At 36.1% G+C, this 15546-nt stretch carries 18 protein-coding genes; 16 read left to right on the top strand and 2 right to left on the bottom strand.

Translation table 11 applies throughout. From position 1 onward, the window contains the following. The first annotated feature begins 399 nt into the window (after positions 1–399). From HMPREF1140_RS02870 to ftsH, 16 genes are all read left to right on the top strand, one after another. A complete protein-coding gene (locus HMPREF1140_RS02870; RefSeq protein WP_009662463.1) occupies positions 400–1278 on the top strand; it encodes a YicC/YloC family endoribonuclease in 879 nt (292 codons plus the stop codon). A gap of 7 nt (positions 1279–1285) precedes the next feature. Further along, complete coding sequence (gene gmk, locus HMPREF1140_RS02865; protein ID WP_009662697.1) at positions 1286–1918, top strand: guanylate kinase; 633 nt, start codon at positions 1286–1288, stop codon at positions 1916–1918. Further along, complete coding sequence (rpoZ, locus tag HMPREF1140_RS02860; RefSeq protein WP_007591751.1) at positions 1919–2164, top strand: DNA-directed RNA polymerase subunit omega; 246 nt, start codon at positions 1919–1921, stop codon at positions 2162–2164. It begins immediately after the preceding gene. A gap of 72 nt (positions 2165–2236) precedes the next feature. Then, positions 2237–3559 carry a 30S ribosomal protein S12 methylthiotransferase RimO gene (gene rimO / locus HMPREF1140_RS02855; protein WP_009662503.1) on the top strand — a complete coding sequence of 441 codons (1323 nt, stop codon included), beginning with the start codon at positions 2237–2239 and terminating at the stop codon, positions 3557–3559. Continuing rightward, positions 3556–4095, top strand: a complete 540-nt coding sequence (gene pgsA / locus HMPREF1140_RS02850; RefSeq protein ID WP_009662488.1) for a CDP-diacylglycerol--glycerol-3-phosphate 3-phosphatidyltransferase — start codon at positions 3556–3558, stop codon at positions 4093–4095. The genes rimO and pgsA overlap by 4 nt, the downstream gene beginning before the upstream one ends. Positions 4096–4118: 23 nt before the next feature. Further along, the gene (locus HMPREF1140_RS02845) at positions 4119–4847 is read left to right on the top strand and encodes a nicotinamide-nucleotide amidohydrolase family protein (protein ID WP_009662446.1); all 729 of its coding nucleotides are present in this window, start codon (positions 4119–4121) and stop codon (positions 4845–4847) included. A gap of 34 nt (positions 4848–4881) precedes the next feature. Further along, positions 4882–5193: a hypothetical protein gene (locus HMPREF1140_RS02840; RefSeq protein WP_009662648.1), complete on the top strand. Its 312-nt coding sequence runs from the start codon at positions 4882–4884 to the stop codon at positions 5191–5193. Then, on the top strand, positions 5190–6068 hold the full coding sequence (locus tag HMPREF1140_RS02835; protein ID WP_009662557.1) for a hypothetical protein: 879 nt from the start codon (positions 5190–5192) through the stop codon (positions 6066–6068). The genes HMPREF1140_RS02840 and HMPREF1140_RS02835 overlap by 4 nt, the downstream gene beginning before the upstream one ends. Positions 6069–6105: 37 nt before the next feature. Then, positions 6106–6447, top strand: a complete 342-nt coding sequence (locus HMPREF1140_RS02830; protein ID WP_009662484.1) for an arsenate reductase family protein — start codon at positions 6106–6108, stop codon at positions 6445–6447. Continuing rightward, positions 6438–7076 carry a cyclodeaminase/cyclohydrolase family protein gene (locus HMPREF1140_RS02825; protein ID WP_035619790.1) on the top strand — a complete coding sequence of 213 codons (639 nt, stop codon included), beginning with the start codon at positions 6438–6440 and terminating at the stop codon, positions 7074–7076. Before HMPREF1140_RS02830 ends, HMPREF1140_RS02825 begins: the two co-directional genes overlap by 10 nt. Further along, positions 7073–7912: a bifunctional 5,10-methylenetetrahydrofolate dehydrogenase/5,10-methenyltetrahydrofolate cyclohydrolase gene (locus tag HMPREF1140_RS02820; protein WP_009662601.1), complete on the top strand. Its 840-nt coding sequence runs from the start codon at positions 7073–7075 to the stop codon at positions 7910–7912. Before HMPREF1140_RS02825 ends, HMPREF1140_RS02820 begins: the two co-directional genes overlap by 4 nt. Before the next feature lie 85 nt (positions 7913–7997). Then, entirely contained in the window at positions 7998–8585 is a 588-nt protein-coding gene (locus tag HMPREF1140_RS02815; RefSeq protein WP_009662428.1) for a helix-hairpin-helix domain-containing protein, read from the top strand. A gap of 9 nt (positions 8586–8594) precedes the next feature. Beyond that, positions 8595–9290, top strand: a complete 696-nt coding sequence (locus tag HMPREF1140_RS02810; protein WP_009662715.1) for a response regulator transcription factor — start codon at positions 8595–8597, stop codon at positions 9288–9290. 3 nt (positions 9291–9293) lie between these two features. After that, positions 9294–9770, top strand: coding sequence for a 23S rRNA (pseudouridine(1915)-N(3))-methyltransferase RlmH (gene rlmH, locus HMPREF1140_RS02805; protein ID WP_009662626.1), 477 nt, complete (start codon positions 9294–9296; stop codon positions 9768–9770). A gap of 95 nt (positions 9771–9865) precedes the next feature. Beyond that, positions 9866–12160 carry a hydratase gene (locus tag HMPREF1140_RS02800; RefSeq protein WP_009662606.1) on the top strand — a complete coding sequence of 765 codons (2295 nt, stop codon included), beginning with the start codon at positions 9866–9868 and terminating at the stop codon, positions 12158–12160. An 11-nt stretch (positions 12161–12171) separates the two neighbouring features. Beyond that, positions 12172–14046, top strand: coding sequence for an ATP-dependent zinc metalloprotease FtsH (gene ftsH, locus HMPREF1140_RS02795; protein ID WP_009662516.1), 1875 nt, complete (start codon positions 12172–12174; stop codon positions 14044–14046). Positions 14047–14095: 49 nt separating this feature from the next. Here the strand turns inward: ftsH and HMPREF1140_RS02790 are convergent, their stop codons facing one another. Together HMPREF1140_RS02790 and pyrB are read right to left on the bottom strand one after the other, a co-directional pair. Next, complete coding sequence (locus tag HMPREF1140_RS02790) at positions 14096–14530, bottom strand: aspartate carbamoyltransferase regulatory subunit (RefSeq protein WP_009662666.1); 435 nt, start codon at positions 14528–14530, stop codon at positions 14096–14098. Further along, a complete protein-coding gene (gene pyrB, locus HMPREF1140_RS02785) occupies positions 14530–15444 on the bottom strand; it encodes an aspartate carbamoyltransferase (protein ID WP_009662583.1) in 915 nt (304 codons plus the stop codon). Before pyrB ends, HMPREF1140_RS02790 begins: the two co-directional genes overlap by 1 nt. Positions 15445–15546: the final 102 nt, after the last annotated feature.

Here is a 15546-nt window from a genome sequence, read left to right as displayed (position 1 = left end):
CTACCTATAATTAGAGTTATCTATTTTTCAGAAGATAGGGTTTTAAAACAATCCTATCTTTTTCAATTTCCTCTATACCATATGCCATAAGTTTTTCATAGAGATTAGGATACATAAAAGATGCAACCTCTAAAGGACTCCTGCCACCAAATTTTTCAACGGGTGCTGAGTTTATATGGCTTAATACAATGTTAAGTGCATCTTGATCAGTTAACCCAAGAGATGCTAAGTCAGTCTGCTTTGGAAGTATATACAGTAGTCTTATGTGGTTGTTTTCTAAATATCCTTTTTGTCTGGAGCTAAATTATTGTTAAATTATTATATTCCGTTTCTTGACTTGTAAAAGAGAAATCAGTATAATCAAGTGTATATGTCATAAACCTGAATGGAGATAAAACATTGATAAAGAGTATGACAGGCTTTGGAAGAGCCGAAGAAATAACAGGTGATTATAAATTATCTATAGAGATTAAGTCAGTAAACCACAGATATCTGGATTTGAATATAAAGATGCCCAGAAGATTTTTCCCGTTTGAAGCAGAGATAAGAAATATTGTAAAAAAATATGTTTCAAGGGGCAAAGTGGACCTTTTTATCAATTATCTGGACTTTAAAGACAAAGCAAACGGAGTATATCTGAATAAAAATATTGCAAAAAAATATTTGGATATAGGGTTGGAACTTTGTAAAGAGTATAGAATAGTTGATGATTTGAAGGTTTCACATCTTTTAAATCTTCCGGATGTGATAAGTATTGACGAGCCTAAGCTTGATGAAGAAGAGATAAAGGTGCTTTTATTTAAAGTATTGGAAGATGCTTGTAAATCTTTTTATGATACCAGAGAAGCGGAAGGGAAGAAGCTGTTTGAAGATATAAGTTCAAAGCTTCTACTTCTGTCTTCTACAACAGAGGATATAAAGGAAAGATATCCTGCAGTTTTGGATGAATATAAAAATAAGTTGTATTTAAAAGTGAATGAACTTTTAAACGGGTCCGGTATAGAAGAAAACAGAATTGCTACAGAGGTAACACTCTTTGCAGATAAGATATGTGTGGATGAAGAGGTTGTAAGACTTATAAGTCACATAAAAGCTATGTCTGATGAAATGAAACTGGATGTTGGAATTGGTAGAAAGCTTGATTTCCTTGCTCAGGAAATGAACAGAGAAGCAAATACAATTCTTTCAAAATCAACTGATTTAAATATAGCAAACTATGCTATAATATTAAAAACTGAAATAGAAAAAATAAGGGAACAAATTCAAAACATAGAATAGAGGAATTATGGCTGACGGAATTTTGGTTGTTGTATCAGGTTTTTCAGGCTCAGGTAAAGGTACTTTGATGAAAAAGCTGCTGTCAGAATATGATAAGTATGCATTGTCTGTCTCTGCTACAACAAGAGCTCCAAGAACGGGAGAGGTAGAAGGAAGAGAATATTTTTTTAAAAGCAAAGAAGATTTTGAAAAACTTATAGAAAATGATGAGCTGATAGAGTACGCATCATTTTGCAATAATTACTATGGTACACCAAGAGATTATGTGCTGGAGCAAAGAAAGAGCGGTAAGAATGTAATTCTTGAAATAGAAGTACAGGGTGCTCTAAAGGTTAAGGAAAAGTATCCTGATACAATGCTTATCTTTGTAACACCTCCGGATGCTCATACACTAAGGGACAGGCTTGTAGGCAGGGGAACCGAGTGTGAAAGGGATATAAAAGCAAGACTGCGTCAGGCAAAGAAAGAAGCTGATTGCATGAGCAAGTATGATTACGTTGTTATAAATGATGATTTGGAAAGAGCGGTAAAAGAGCTCAATCAGATTATTTCACACCGTGGAGATATGAAGTCAAATAATACAGACTTTATTAAGAAGATAAAAGAAGATTTAAACAGGATTTTTATGGAGGAAGAATAAATGTTACACCCATCATATAGCGAACTTATTAATGTTGCAAATGCGGACGTAGATCCGGGTGAGGCACCTGTAGTACAGAGCAGATATTCAATTGTAATTGCAAGTGCAAAGAGAGCAAGACAGATTATTGACGGTGAAATACCTGAGGTAAAGGCTGACGGAAAGAAACCGCTTTCTATTGCGGTTGAAGAGCTGTTTGAGCAGAAGGTCAGAATAACAAATGATGATCCTAATAACGAAGCTTAAGAATCATTTTGATTTGCCATCATTTTCATGATGGCTTTTTATTAATATTAGGATTTATATTGAAAGGTTTATATGAAAATGTCAATGGTGTCACTTGGATGTGACAAAAATACAGTGGATTCAGAGATGATGCTGGGTCTGATGAATGATAAAGGATTTGAATACACAGATATTGATGAAGAAGCGGAGATAATGATAATCAATACATGTGGCTTTATACAGTCAGCAAAAGAAGAAAGCATAAATGCTATCTTGGAAGCGGCAAGATTAAAAGAAGAAGGTGCTCTTAAGGCATTGATAGTTACAGGCTGTCTGGCTCAAAGATACAAAGATGAGATAATAAAAGAAATTCCTGAGGTAGACGCTCTTCTTGGTACATCAAGTTTTGATAAGATTGTCGAAACTGTGGAGGATGTACTTGGTGGAGAGATAAAAAATGAGTTTCTGGACCTTGATAGATTGCCTTCCATTTCAAATAAGAGAACAAATTCCACAGGCGGATACTATGCATATTTAAAGATTGCTGAGGGCTGTAATAAAAACTGCACTTATTGCATTATTCCGTCATTACGTGGCAATTACAGAAGCTATCCCATGGATGATTTAATTGCTCAGGCAAAGGATTTGGCTGCACAGGGAATAAAGGAGCTTATCTTGGTAGCACAGGAGACTACACTTTACGGTGTAGACCTCTACGGTGAGAAGAGTTTACCTAAACTTTTAAAGGAGCTTGCAAAGGTTGAAGGTATAGAGTGGATAAGAATACTTTATTGCTATCCTGAAGAGATTACAGATGAACTGATAGAAGTTATTGCAAATGAAGAAAAGGTTTGTAAGTATCTGGATATACCGATACAGCATGCTTCAGACAATATCTTAAGAAGAATGGCCAGAAGAACAACTCATGATGATTTGGTAAATATTATAGGTAAGCTTAGAAAGAATATACCGGGTATTACACTTAGAACCACAATAATCTCAGGATTCCCGGGTGAGACTGAAGAAGATCTTGAGACTGTAATTGATTTTATCAAGAATATGAAGTTTGAAAGACTGGGTGTTTTCACATACAGTGAAGAAGAAGGTACGGTTGCGGCAGGCTTTGAAAATCAAATCGCAGAAGAAGAAAAAGAGGCCAGAAGAGATCGAATAATGAGAGTGCAGCAGGAAATTTCCGAAAAGAATCTTGAAAAAATGGTCGGAAGGACATTCAAGGTGCTCATAGAGGGTAGACTTCCTGAGGAAAACGTATATATCGGAAGAACATATATGGATGTTCCCGGTGTGGACGGATATGTCTTTGTAAATACCGACAAAAACTTCATGTCAGGTGATTTTTGTGATGTTATCATAACAGGTTCATCCGAGTATGATTTGATAGGAGATGCAATATGAATTTGCCAAATAAACTGACGGTTTTAAGAGTGCTGCTTATACCTTTCTTTGTAGCAAGCCTTTTATTTAAAGGTGGAGAAGATTATAAGTTCAGAATAATTGCGCTTATTATATTTGCTGTTGCGGCGCTTACAGATACTTTGGACGGAATGATTGCCAGAAAATATAATCTGATTACAGATTTCGGAAAGTTTATGGATCCGCTTGCGGATAAGGTCTTGGTATGCTCAGGGCTTATCTGTTTTGTGGAGCTTAGACAGTTGAGTTCTGTTATTGTGCTTATTGTTATAGCAAGAGAGTTTATTATAAGCGGTATAAGGTTGGTGGCTTCCGACAACGGCGTGGTTATTGCGGCGGCAATGTCGGGAAAGTTAAAAACTGTTGTACAGATGGTTACTGTTATTTTGCTTATATTGAATCTACCTAAGCTTAGCTTGGTAACAAATATTTTTATTATCTTGATGCTTTTCCTTACAATATTTTCTCTTTGTGAGTATATTATCAAGAATAAGAATGTTATAATGAGCAGTAAGTAATATGCATTTATAAAGGAGTGGAAATGGATACTGTTACCAGAAATAAGACGATAAAACTTATTGGAATGAATGAAGCGGATATAAGAACTTCTATTTCAGACTTGATTGATAATGAAGATGTGAAAATTGAAATAAAGCCTTTTGATGCTAAAACTTATATTATTCTTTCAGCCGATGCGGATACCGAAGAGGCTGCCAAAGATTTGATAAAGCCGGTTTCAAAGGAAATAAAAAGAAGATTCGGAAAATATATTTATTCAACAAAGGAAAAAATAACTCTTGAAATGAGTGTGGTAAATCTTCTTGAAAAGAACGAACTCACAATTTCTACAGCCGAGTCATGTACAGGCGGACTTTTGGCGGGAAGACTTATAAATGTACCCGGAGTTTCGGACGTATATAAAGAGGGATTTATTACGTATACAAATAAGGCAAAGAGAAAAACTCTGGGGGTAAATAAATCAACTCTGAAAAAATACGGAGCGGTAAGTGAGCAGACGGCAAAAGAGATGGCTGTCGGTGCGGCTCTTGCGGCAGATACAGATATAAGTATATCTGTAACCGGTATTGCAGGTCCTGACGGAGGAACAAATGAGAAGCCTGTAGGACTTGTATATGTAGGAGTTTGTATAAAGGATATTGTACATGTAGAGGAGTTCAGATTCTCAGGTGACAGAGCAAATGTCAGAGAGCAAACAGTCATTTCTGCACTGGGATTACTGAGAAAATGCATTTTGGAACATTTCTCTTAAGAAAGGGACAGATATTTAGGTATCAAGGTAGATTATGATATTTTCAAAAAAGATATATCTCTCACCGGATATAAAACAAGACTATAGAAAATATATGAGAATGCTGAAATTTAACAAATCAAGCTTTTTATTACACCTTGTGGTATTTCTTGAGGGAGAAGAGACACTCTCGCTTGTGCACAATTCCATTTTTCTGAATAATTACAGAAAGACAGATGCTCTTATAGTGGGTCTTGCTCTCGGTAAAAAGTCGGGAATAGAGCTTATCTCAAATATAGTTGAAGATACCTATAGAACAAGAAAAGATTTTGAGTATTACAGCTTTTTTAAAATGGAGGGAGTATGATCGGTATACTGCTCACAGTATTGAAAATAATAGGTATTGTCATACTCGCAATCATTGCTTTGGCATTACTGATTATACTGATGGTGCTTTTTATTCCTGTAAGATACAAGGGAAAAGTGTATTTTAAAGAAGTACCGGATATATCTTTAAGCGTAACATGGTTTTTTAAGTTTTTATCTTTAAATATTACATATAAAGACGGACTTGATATTATAGGCAAGGTGGGATGGCTTTTTAAAGTATATTCAAATCATGATGATGATACTGATACAAAAGAAGAAACAGAAGAATACAAGTCGGAAGTTAGAGAAACTGCAGATACAGTTAATGAAAATAAAAAAGAAGATATCTCAGTAGATAATACAAATAAAGCTAATGTAATTACTGAAAAAAAAGAAAATTTAGAAGCTGAAAATAAAATAAAAGCGCTGGATAAACAAGAAAAGAAACAATCAAAAAAGAAGAAAAGTAAGTCCAATAAAAAGAAAAGCACAGCCAAGAAAGAAAGTAAACTTGATAAACTTATAAATAAAGCAAAGGATATTCATTACTTACTTACAGAAGAAGAAAACAAGAAAACTCTTTTACTGATGCTTGAAAAGACCAAAAATCTTTTGGTACATATATTGCCGAAAAGAATAGTCGGATTTTTTAAATTCGGTTTTGATGATCCTTCCACAACAGGGCAGGTACTTGAGGCGGTGGCGATATTCTATCCGCTTTACAGAGATGATTTTAAGATAGTACCTATGTTTTATGATGAAATAATAGAAGTGGATATATCTTTTAAAGGAAGACTTAGAGTTTTTTATGCTCTTTATATAGGATTGATTCTTTGGTTAAATAAGAAGAAAATAAAAACGAGGCCCAAATAAGGGCCTTTATTTTAAAAAGGCATGTTTTGGAGAAAATATGAATATACAGATATTTGGAACTAATAAGTCTTCAGATACAAAGAAGGCTGTCAGATTTTTTAAAGAAAGAAATATTAAGTTTCAGCTTGTGGATATGAAGGAAAAGGGCTTATCAAAGGGCGAGTTTACTTCAGTAATGCAGGCGGTAGGAGGATTTGAAAATATGCTTGATGAAAAATGCAAGGATATTGAAACTCTTACATTGATAAAATATCTTTCCGAGGAAGATAAAATACCTAAAATTCTGGAAAATCAGCAGGTTCTAAGACTTCCGATAGTAAGAAACGGTAAGGAAGCAACTATAGGGTATGCACCTGAAGTGTGGAAAGGATGGTCATAGTGAATACAGCCGGATACAAAATAGATGAATATATAAATGAACTTGGCTCTAAGGCTCCTGTACCGGGAGGTGGAGGTGCAAGTGCCGTTGCAGGCGCACTCTCGGCGGCTCTTGCCGGTATGGTCTGTAATCTTACAGTAGGTAAGAAGAGCCATATTGCAGTGGAAGATGATGTGAAAAGAATATTGGAAGATATGAATAAGCATATGGAAAGTTTTATAAGGCTTTCAGATAAGGATGCGGAAGTTTTTTATCCGCTTTCACAGGCATATGGCTTTAAACCGCAAAATAACGAGGAAAAGAAATTGCATGAAGAGAATATGGAAAAACTTCTTTTTAATGCAGCTATGGTACCGCTTGACATTATGAAAGAAGCTTATGCTATGCTTGGTGCCATTGATTTTCTTGCAAAGAAGGGATCAAAGCTTGCCGTATCGGATGCCGGTGTGGCGGTAAGTATGCTTAGGAGTGCGGTATGCGGTGCTATGATGAATGTAGTAATAAATGTAAAGTATATGAAGGATAGAATTAAAGCTCAAAATATTTTGGATGAAGCAAGTGAATTACTTGAAAACACTATGAATAAGGCGGATGTCATATACAGAGAAGTTTTGGAGGTGCTTTTGTGATTTTATTATATGGGGCAGATACAGCTGAGAAAATAAAAGCTGAAATTTCAGGAATACTTTCAGAACTTAAGGGTTATATTCCAACTCTTGGAATAGTAAGAATAGGATCAAATTCTGCTGACATTTCATATGAAAAAGGCGCCGTAAAAAAGATGGAATCTCTTTCATTAAAAACAAAAGTATTTGAATTTGATGAAAACATTTCATCGGAAGATTTTATAGACGAGTTTAAGAAAATAAATGAAGATGATGAAATTGACGGAATTTTGCTTTTCAGACCATTGCCTGAACATATAGATGAGAAGAAGGTTATAGAGGTACTGGATGAGAGAAAAGATTTGGACGGTATTTCATATAAAAATATAGCAAAAGTATTTGCAGGAGATGAAAGCGGATTTGCACCATGTACTGCAAAGGCGGTAATAAAAATCCTTGAAAGCAATAATATAGAGCTTGAGGGAAAAAATGTAGTGGTACTTGGAAGAAGTATGGTAATCGGTAAGCCTGTAGCTATGCTTGCAATTCAAAAAAATGCTACAGTAACACTTTGTCATTCAAAAACAGCTGATTTAAAGAAGGTATGTAAAAATGCCGACGTTCTAATAGTTGCAATAGGCAGAGCTAAGATGATAAATGACGATTATATCGGAGAAGACGCTGTAGTAATTGATGTAGGTATAAATTTCTTTGAAGGAAAGCTTTGTGGAGATGTGGACCTTGAAAATGTAAAAAATGCAGCTATGGCAACACCGGTTCCAAAAGGTGTAGGGGCTGTGACCACATCCGTATTGGCACAACATCTTGTAATTGCAGCTTTAAAAAAGAGACTGTATTAAATACTTAATATTTTAGATACTTGTTTTTAACATTTTATTTGCTAGAATATAATTATACTTACAAGGCTTTCTTAAGGAGAAAGCTATGAAAAAGATTTTTTTAATAATGTTTTTAACGATTTTATTAACATCTTGTAAAAAAGATTCCGATATAGAGTTTGGAAAGAATATTGAAACCGAGGCCAAGGAAGTTGTTACAGAGAGTTTAACTAAAGAGAGTATATCAGAAGCCGTAACTGTGGAAGAATATATCGATGTATTTATTTCGGGATGTGTGAATAAACCTGATGTATATACATTGAAAAAGGACTCAATAATAAAAGATGCTGTTGAGATGGCAGGAGGCTTCAGTGAAAATGCATGTAGGGATTATGTAAACCTGGCAAAAAAGATTGAATCCGGTGAACATATAATAATTCCAAGCCGGGATGAAGTTAAAGATCTAAAGCCTGTGCAGGGTGAAGATGCTCTAAACAGCAGTTCCCTTGTAAATATCAATAAAGCTTCAAAGGAAGAACTTATGAGTTTACCGGGTATCGGAGAGAGAAAAGCTGAAGCTATAATAAAGTATAGAAACTCTAAATCTTTTTCGAATATTGAAGATATAATGAATATATCGGGAATAAAAGAATCAGCATTTAATAAGATTAAAGATAAGATTTGTATAAATTAGGAGTAAATAATGAATAAAGCACTTGTTGTAGATGATGAAAAATTAATAGTCAAAGGAATTAAGTTCAGTTTGGAGCAGGACGGTTATGAGGTTGATGTAGCCTATGACGGCAGTGAAGCTTTAAAAATGGCTAAAGAAAAAGAATATGATATAGTGCTTTTGGATGTAATGTTGCCTGAGATGGACGGCATGGAAGTTTGTCAGGCTATCAGAGAGTTTTCTGAAATGCCGATTATCATGTTGACTGCCAAGGGTACAGATATGGATAAGATACTCGGGCTTGAATACGGAGCAGATGATTATATTACAAAGCCTTTTAATATACTCGAGGTTAAGGCAAGGATAAAAGCAATTATAAGAAGAAATTCAAAGAAGTCTAAGGCTGCACAAAAAAATGAGAGAATCATAGAAGTCTCCGATCTTAAGCTTGACCTTGACAGCAGAAGGGTATTTGAAAAGGATAAGGAGCTTAATCTTACAGCAAAGGAATTTGATATACTTGAGCTTCTTACACAAAATCCTGATAAAGTATATTCCAGAGAGAAGCTTTTAAACATTGTTTGGGGAAATAAGTTACATGAAGCAGGTGATGTAAGAACTGTGGATGTACATGTGAGAAGGCTTAGAGAAAAGATTGAACCGAACCCGAGTGAGCCGAAGTATATTCATACAAAATGGGGCGTGGGATATTACTTTAAGGAATAGTTTATGAATATCAATATTGTGGTTATCGGAAGTATCAAAGAGAAGTTTTTCAAAGACGCTATAGACGAATACTCAAAAAGGCTTTCAAGGTATGCAAAGCTAAACATAATAGAATTAAAGGATGAGAAAACTCCTGCAAATGCAAGTTTGCTTGAGGAAGAGAAAATCAAGGAAGTTGAAGCTGAAAGGATTTTATCAAAGCTTTCAAACAGCTATGTTGTTGCACTTGCAATAGACGGTAAGAAATATTCTTCAGAAGATTTTTCTAAGAGAATGGAAAAATATGATATTTTATCAAAAGGAAATCTGGCATTTGTAATCGGAGGTTCTTTAGGACTTCATAAAACCGTGCTTGACAGAGCTGATGAAAAACTTAGCTTTTCAGAGATGACTTTTCCACATCAGCTTATGAGAGTTATTTTACTTGAACAAATTTACAGAGCATACAGGATCAGATATAATGAACCGTATCATAAATGAGGGCAGTGCCCTCATTTTGGTTTTTCTTATAAAATCATCAGCCTTGAAAATAATTTTTTGATAGTATATACTATTCTGGAAAACTAGGAGGAAATATGGTTAATTTGTACAATGGTGGAGCTTACCTTATTAACGGTAAGACTCTTATAGAAGAAAACGATATAGATAAATTAAAAGCTGTTACAGGCAAAGATATAGATAAGGAAGAAGCCGGAAAGGGAAGTATAGCTTACAATATACTTGAAAAACATAATACTTCAGGAAATATGGATAAGCTCAGACTGAAGTTTGATGCAATGGCTTCACATGATATTACTTTTGTAGGAATAATACAGACTGCAAAAGCAAGCGGTATGGAAAAATTCCCGATACCCTATGTTTTGACAAACTGTCACAATTCACTTTGTGCAGTTGGAGGAACTATAAATGAAGATGATCATATGTTCGGTCTCTCCGCCGCAAAAAAATACGGAGGAATATATGTACCACCTCATATTGCGGTAATACATCAGTATATGAGAGAAGCGTTTGCAGGTTGTGGAAAGATGATACTGGGATCGGATTCACACACCAGATACGGAGCGCTTGGAACAATGGCTATCGGTGAAGGCGGTGGTGAGCTTGTAAAGCAGCTTTTACAGGATACTTATGATGTAAACAGACCTGAAATAATTGCAATCTATCTTGAGGGAGCACCGAAAGCAGGTGTAGGACCGCAGGATATCGCACTTGCAATAATAGGTAAGGTATTTAAAAACGGATATGTAAAGAATAAGATAATGGAGTTTGTAGGACCGGGAATCGCATCTATGACTACTGATTACAGAAACGGTGTAGATGTTATGACTACAGAGACTACCTGCCTTTCATCTGTTTGGGAAACTGATGAGGATACAAAGAAATTCCTTACTGTTCATGGAAGAGCTGAGGATTATAAGGAGTTAAAACCTGCCGATATTACATACTATGATGGAGTTGTTCATGTAGACCTTTCTACAATTAAGCCTATGATTGCACTTCCGTTCCACCCAAGTAATGTATATGAAATAGATTTCCTTAATGAGAATTTAAAAGATCTTCTTCATGAAGTGGAACTTGAGGCGATAAAGATAGGTGGAGAAGCCGGAAAGGGGCTCAGACTTTTAGATAAGATAGAAAACGGAAAGCTTAGAGTTTCACAGGGTATTATAGCAGGTTGTGCAGGCGGAACATATTCAAATGTAATGGAGGCGGCACATATACTTAAAGGACATAGTACAGGATTTGATGAGTTTAATTTAAATGTTTATCCTTCATCACAACCTGTATTTATAGAAACAACAAGAAACGGCGCTGTGGCAGATCTTATGGAAAGCGGTGCGGTAGTAAAGACTGCATTCTGTGGTCCATGTTTCGGTGCGGGAGATACTCCTTCAAATAACGGTCTTTCTATAAGACATACTACAAGAAACTTCCCTAACAGAGAGGGATCAAAGCCGGGATCAGGTCAAATGTCCGCTGTAGCTCTTATGGATGCAAGATCTGTAGCCGCAACTGCAAGAAACAAGGGATTTTTAACACCTGCTACAGAGTTTGCGGATGATTATATTGTGCCCGAGTATAATTATGATGACACAATATATAAAAACAGAGTATATCAGGGATTTGGAGATGCGAGAGAGGACAGCGCTTTGGTTTACGGTCCTAATATTAAGGACTGGCCTGAGATGACTGCTCTTACCGACAATATTCTTTTAAAGGTATGTTCAAAGATACTTGACGAGGTAACCACTACAGATGAGCTTATACCTTCTGGAGAAACATCATCTTACAGATCAAATCCGCTTGGACTTGCGGAGTTTACACTTTCAAGAAGAGATCCTGAATATGTAGGCAGAAGTAAGGCGGTAGATGTTATTGAAAAGTCAAGAAGAAAGGGTGAGGATATCTTAAAAGATAATACCGAGCTGGCCAAAATATTTGATAAGATAAAGACTATACCGGGATTTGCAGATATTATTGCAAATGAAACTGAGATAGGCAGCATGATTTATGCCAAGAAACCCGGTGACGGTTCTGCAAGAGAGCAGGCTGCAAGTTGCCAGAGAGTTATCGGCGGTCTTGCAAACATTGCTAAAGAGTATGCAACAAAGAGATATCGCTCAAATGTAATGAACTGGGGTATGTTGCCGTTCCTTTTAGATTCGGAACCTGATTTTGAGGTTGGAGATTATATCTTCGTACCGAATATCAAAAAGCATCTAAGAGGTGATATGTCAAAAATTCCTGCCTATATTATAGGTGAAAATATAAAAGAAATAAGCTTAAGCATTGCGGAAATGACTGATGCGGAAAAATCCATAGTGGAGGCAGGTTCTCTTATAAATTATAATAAGAGTAAAATAAAATAGAAAGGAAGTGTATGGATAAAAAAAATAAAAATGAATCCAATGGGCTGAATAACAGGACGATTATTATACTTATTATTGCAGCTGCCATAGCATTCTTTGCAGTAAGCATACTTTCAAACAGGCTTAAGAAGGCCACAACGAAGGAAGTGCCTTATACTGAGTTTATGCAAATGGTAAATGACGGGAAGGTGGAGTCGGTAAAGGTAATGGCAACTGCCATTGAAATAAAGGTAAAGCCTAATCTTTCAGATTACTCAACCATGACTGTGTATAAGACGGTCAGAATAGAAGACGATTCATTGGTTGACAGATTATATGCGGCTAATGTTCCGGCGACTATGGAAAGGTTTGAGACTACATCTACGATACTGTCATTCCTCAGTTTTATTCTACCGTTTATTTTCTTCATACTTATGATGAATTTCCTACTGAAGAAAATGGGTGGAGGCGGATTCATGGGAGTCGGCAAGAGCAATGCCAAAGTATATGTTCAAAAGGAAACCGGTATTACATTTAAGGATGTAGCAGGTGAAGATGAAGCAAAAGAGTCTTTGACTGAAATCGTTGACTTTTTGCACAATCCTGAGAAATATACAAAGATTGGTGCCAGACTTCCGAAGGGAGCTCTTTTGGTAGGACCTCCGGGAACAGGAAAAACACTTTTAGCAAAGGCGGTGGCAGGAGAAGCGGATGTACCGTTCTTTTCTCTGTCAGGTTCAGACTTTGTAGAGATGTTTGTAGGTGTAGGTGCTTCAAGAGTAAGAGATTTATTCAAACAGGCACAGGAGGCGGCTCCTGCTATCATATTTATAGACGAGATAGATGCAATAGGTAAGAGCAGAGATTCCAGAATGGGTGGAGGAAATGATGAGAGAGAACAGACTCTCAATCAGCTTCTTTCCGAAATGGACGGCTTTGATTCATCAAAAGGTCTTATAGTGCTTGGTGCTACAAACAGACCTGAGATACTTGACCCTGCATTACTTCGTCCGGGTAGATTTGACAGAAGAGTAATTGTTGAAAGACCTGATCTTAAAGGAAGAGTTGACATCCTTAAGGTACATTCAAAGGATGTGCTTATGGATGACAGTGTAGATCTTGAAGCAATAGGACTTGCTACATCAGGTGCTGTAGGTTCAGACCTTGCCAATATGATAAATGAAGCGGCTATTTTGGCGGTAAAAAAAGGAAGAAAAGCTGTAAAGCAAAAAGACCTTTTTGAAGCTGTTGAAGTTGTTCTTGTAGGTAAGGAGAAAAAGGACAGAGTAATGAATCAGGAAGAGAGAAGAATTGTATCTTACCATGAGGTGGGACATGCACTTATCTCTGCACTGCAAAAAAACTCCGAGCCTGTACAAAAAATCACTATTGTACCGAGAACCATGGGTGCTTTGGGTTATGTAATGTATGTACCTGAAGAAGAGACATATCTTAAGTCCAAGAAAGAACTTGAGGATATGCTTGTAAGTACTCTTGGAGGTAGAGCGGCCGAGGAAATAGTATTTGATTCCGTAACAACAGGTGCATCAAATGATATTGAAAAGGCTACCTCTATTGCAAGGGCAATGGTTACACAGTACGGTATGAGTGATAAGTTCGGACTTATGGGACTTGCAAGAGTTGAAAATCAATATCTTTCAGGACAGGCAATACTTGACTGTGGTGACAATACAGCTACTGAAGTTGACAAAGAAGTAATGAAAATACTTAAAAAGAGCTATGATGAAGCCCTTAGTATCCTTAGAAAAAACAAGGATGTAATGGACAAACTGGCAGAGTTCCTTATAGAAAAGGAAACTATTACCGGAAAAGAGTTCATGAAGATTCTAAGAGAAATTAAAGGATTACCTGAAAAGGTGGAAATAAAGAAAGCCATATTGGTATAAAAAGGCTGCCGGATTAAAATTTAATCCGGCAGTTTTGTAGTTTAAAGTATTATTTTTTCTTATTTCTTTTCTCTTCACAATAGATGCAGCGATATACCTCGTTATCCTTATCTGAAAGATAGAAGATATGTGGAAGCTCCTGCTCTATCGAAGTGATACATCTTGGGTTCTTACACTTGATAATATTTGTTATCTTCTCAGGTAATGAAACTGTTTTTTTCTCAACTATCGCATTATTCTTTATAACATTGATTGTGATATTGTGATCTATATATCCGATTACGTCGAAATCTATTAAATCAAGTACATCACCTTCGATTTTGATAATGTCTTTCTTACCCATTTTTTTAGACTTGGCATTCTTTATAATTGCAACAGGTATATCAAGCTTATCAAGTCCTAAGTGAAAATATATATCCAAGCTTTTTCCGGCTTCTATATGATCAAGTACCACACCTTCATTTAATCCACTGATATTTAACATTATTTTACCTCCAAAAGAGTGAGAATCAAAGCCATTCTTACATATACACCAAACTCAGCCTGTTTGAAATACGCGGCTCTCGGGTCATTATCAACCTCAACGCTTATTTCATTTACTCTTGGAAGCGGATGGAGTATATACATATCCTTTTTAGCATGCTTTAATTTCTGCTTATCCAAAATATATGTGTCTTTCAAACGAATATAATCTTCCTCGTTGAAGAAACGCTCCTTTTGAACTCTTGTCATATAAAGAATATCAAGCTCAGGCATAGCCTCATCAAGGCTGGTAACCTCACTAAACTCGATATTATTAGCCTTAAGTACATCATCTCTGATATAGTCGGGGACTTTAAGCTCTTCAGGTGAGATAAGAACAAATTTGATATTCGGATATCTGATAAGAGCGTTAATAAGTGAATGAACTGTTCTACCGAACTTAAGGTCGCCGCAAAGTCCGACTGTAAGGTCTGAGATATTTCCCTTCATTCTCTTTATTGTCAAAAGGTCTGTAAGAGTTTGTGTAGGATGCTGATGTCCACCGTCACCGGCATTAATTACCGGAATAGAAGAGAATTTGCTTGCAACAAGCGGTGCACCCTCTTTTGGATGACGCATTGCCGCTATATCTGCATATGAAGAAATTACTCTGATAGTATCTGCAACGCTTTCGCCCTTTGCTGCAGATGATGAGTCGGCAGAATGAAAGCCAAGTACGCTACCTCCCAAATTAAGCATCGCTGCTTCAAATGAGAGTCTGGTTCGTGTGCTTGGCTCATAAAATAAGGTTGCTAATTTTTTTCCTTCACAAATTTTAGAATACTTTCCCCTGTTGTTTTCAATATCAATAGCAAGCTCTAAAAGTGCATTAGTTTCTTCAACAGAAAAGTCCAATGGGTTTAAAAGATGTCTCATACTTCTCCTTTATAAAAATCATTTTTCGTATTATAGTCCAAATTTTACACTTTTACAAGACCTAAAATGGAAAAAGAAATTAATTAACAGGGGACATAAAAT

Source organism: Lachnoanaerobaculum sp. ICM7 (assembly GCF_000287675.1).
Classification (GTDB): domain Bacteria; phylum Bacillota; class Clostridia; order Lachnospirales; family Lachnospiraceae; genus Lachnoanaerobaculum.
The sequence above is the reverse complement of the archived record's forward strand: the minus strand, read 5'-3'. Positions and strand labels throughout refer to the sequence as shown.

Coding starts and splice junctions, on each gene's coding strand:
- HMPREF1140_RS02825 (WP_035619790.1), top strand. CDS start 6,438: ATGGTCATAGTGAATACAGCCGGATACAAAATAGATGAATATATAAAT.
- HMPREF1140_RS02835 (WP_009662557.1), top strand. CDS start 5,190: ATGATCGGTATACTGCTCACAGTATTGAAAATAATAGGTATTGTCATA.
- rpoZ (WP_007591751.1), top strand. CDS start 1,919: ATGTTACACCCATCATATAGCGAACTTATTAATGTTGCAAATGCGGAC.
- HMPREF1140_RS02815 (WP_009662428.1), top strand. CDS start 7,998: ATGAAAAAGATTTTTTTAATAATGTTTTTAACGATTTTATTAACATCT.
- HMPREF1140_RS02830 (WP_009662484.1), top strand. CDS start 6,106: ATGAATATACAGATATTTGGAACTAATAAGTCTTCAGATACAAAGAAG.
- pgsA (WP_009662488.1), top strand. CDS start 3,556: ATGAATTTGCCAAATAAACTGACGGTTTTAAGAGTGCTGCTTATACCT.
- rlmH (WP_009662626.1), top strand. CDS start 9,294: ATGAATATCAATATTGTGGTTATCGGAAGTATCAAAGAGAAGTTTTTC.
- HMPREF1140_RS02790 (WP_009662666.1), bottom strand. CDS start 14,530: ATGTTAAATATCAGTGGATTAAATGAAGGTGTGGTACTTGATCATATA.
- rimO (WP_009662503.1), top strand. CDS start 2,237: ATGAAAATGTCAATGGTGTCACTTGGATGTGACAAAAATACAGTGGAT.
- HMPREF1140_RS02800 (WP_009662606.1), top strand. CDS start 9,866: ATGGTTAATTTGTACAATGGTGGAGCTTACCTTATTAACGGTAAGACT.
- HMPREF1140_RS02810 (WP_009662715.1), top strand. CDS start 8,595: ATGAATAAAGCACTTGTTGTAGATGATGAAAAATTAATAGTCAAAGGA.
- gmk (WP_009662697.1), top strand. CDS start 1,286: ATGGCTGACGGAATTTTGGTTGTTGTATCAGGTTTTTCAGGCTCAGGT.
- HMPREF1140_RS02845 (WP_009662446.1), top strand. CDS start 4,119: ATGGATACTGTTACCAGAAATAAGACGATAAAACTTATTGGAATGAAT.
- pyrB (WP_009662583.1), bottom strand. CDS start 15,444: ATGAGACATCTTTTAAACCCATTGGACTTTTCTGTTGAAGAAACTAAT.
- ftsH (WP_009662516.1), top strand. CDS start 12,172: ATGGATAAAAAAAATAAAAATGAATCCAATGGGCTGAATAACAGGACG.
- HMPREF1140_RS02840 (WP_009662648.1), top strand. CDS start 4,882: ATGATATTTTCAAAAAAGATATATCTCTCACCGGATATAAAACAAGAC.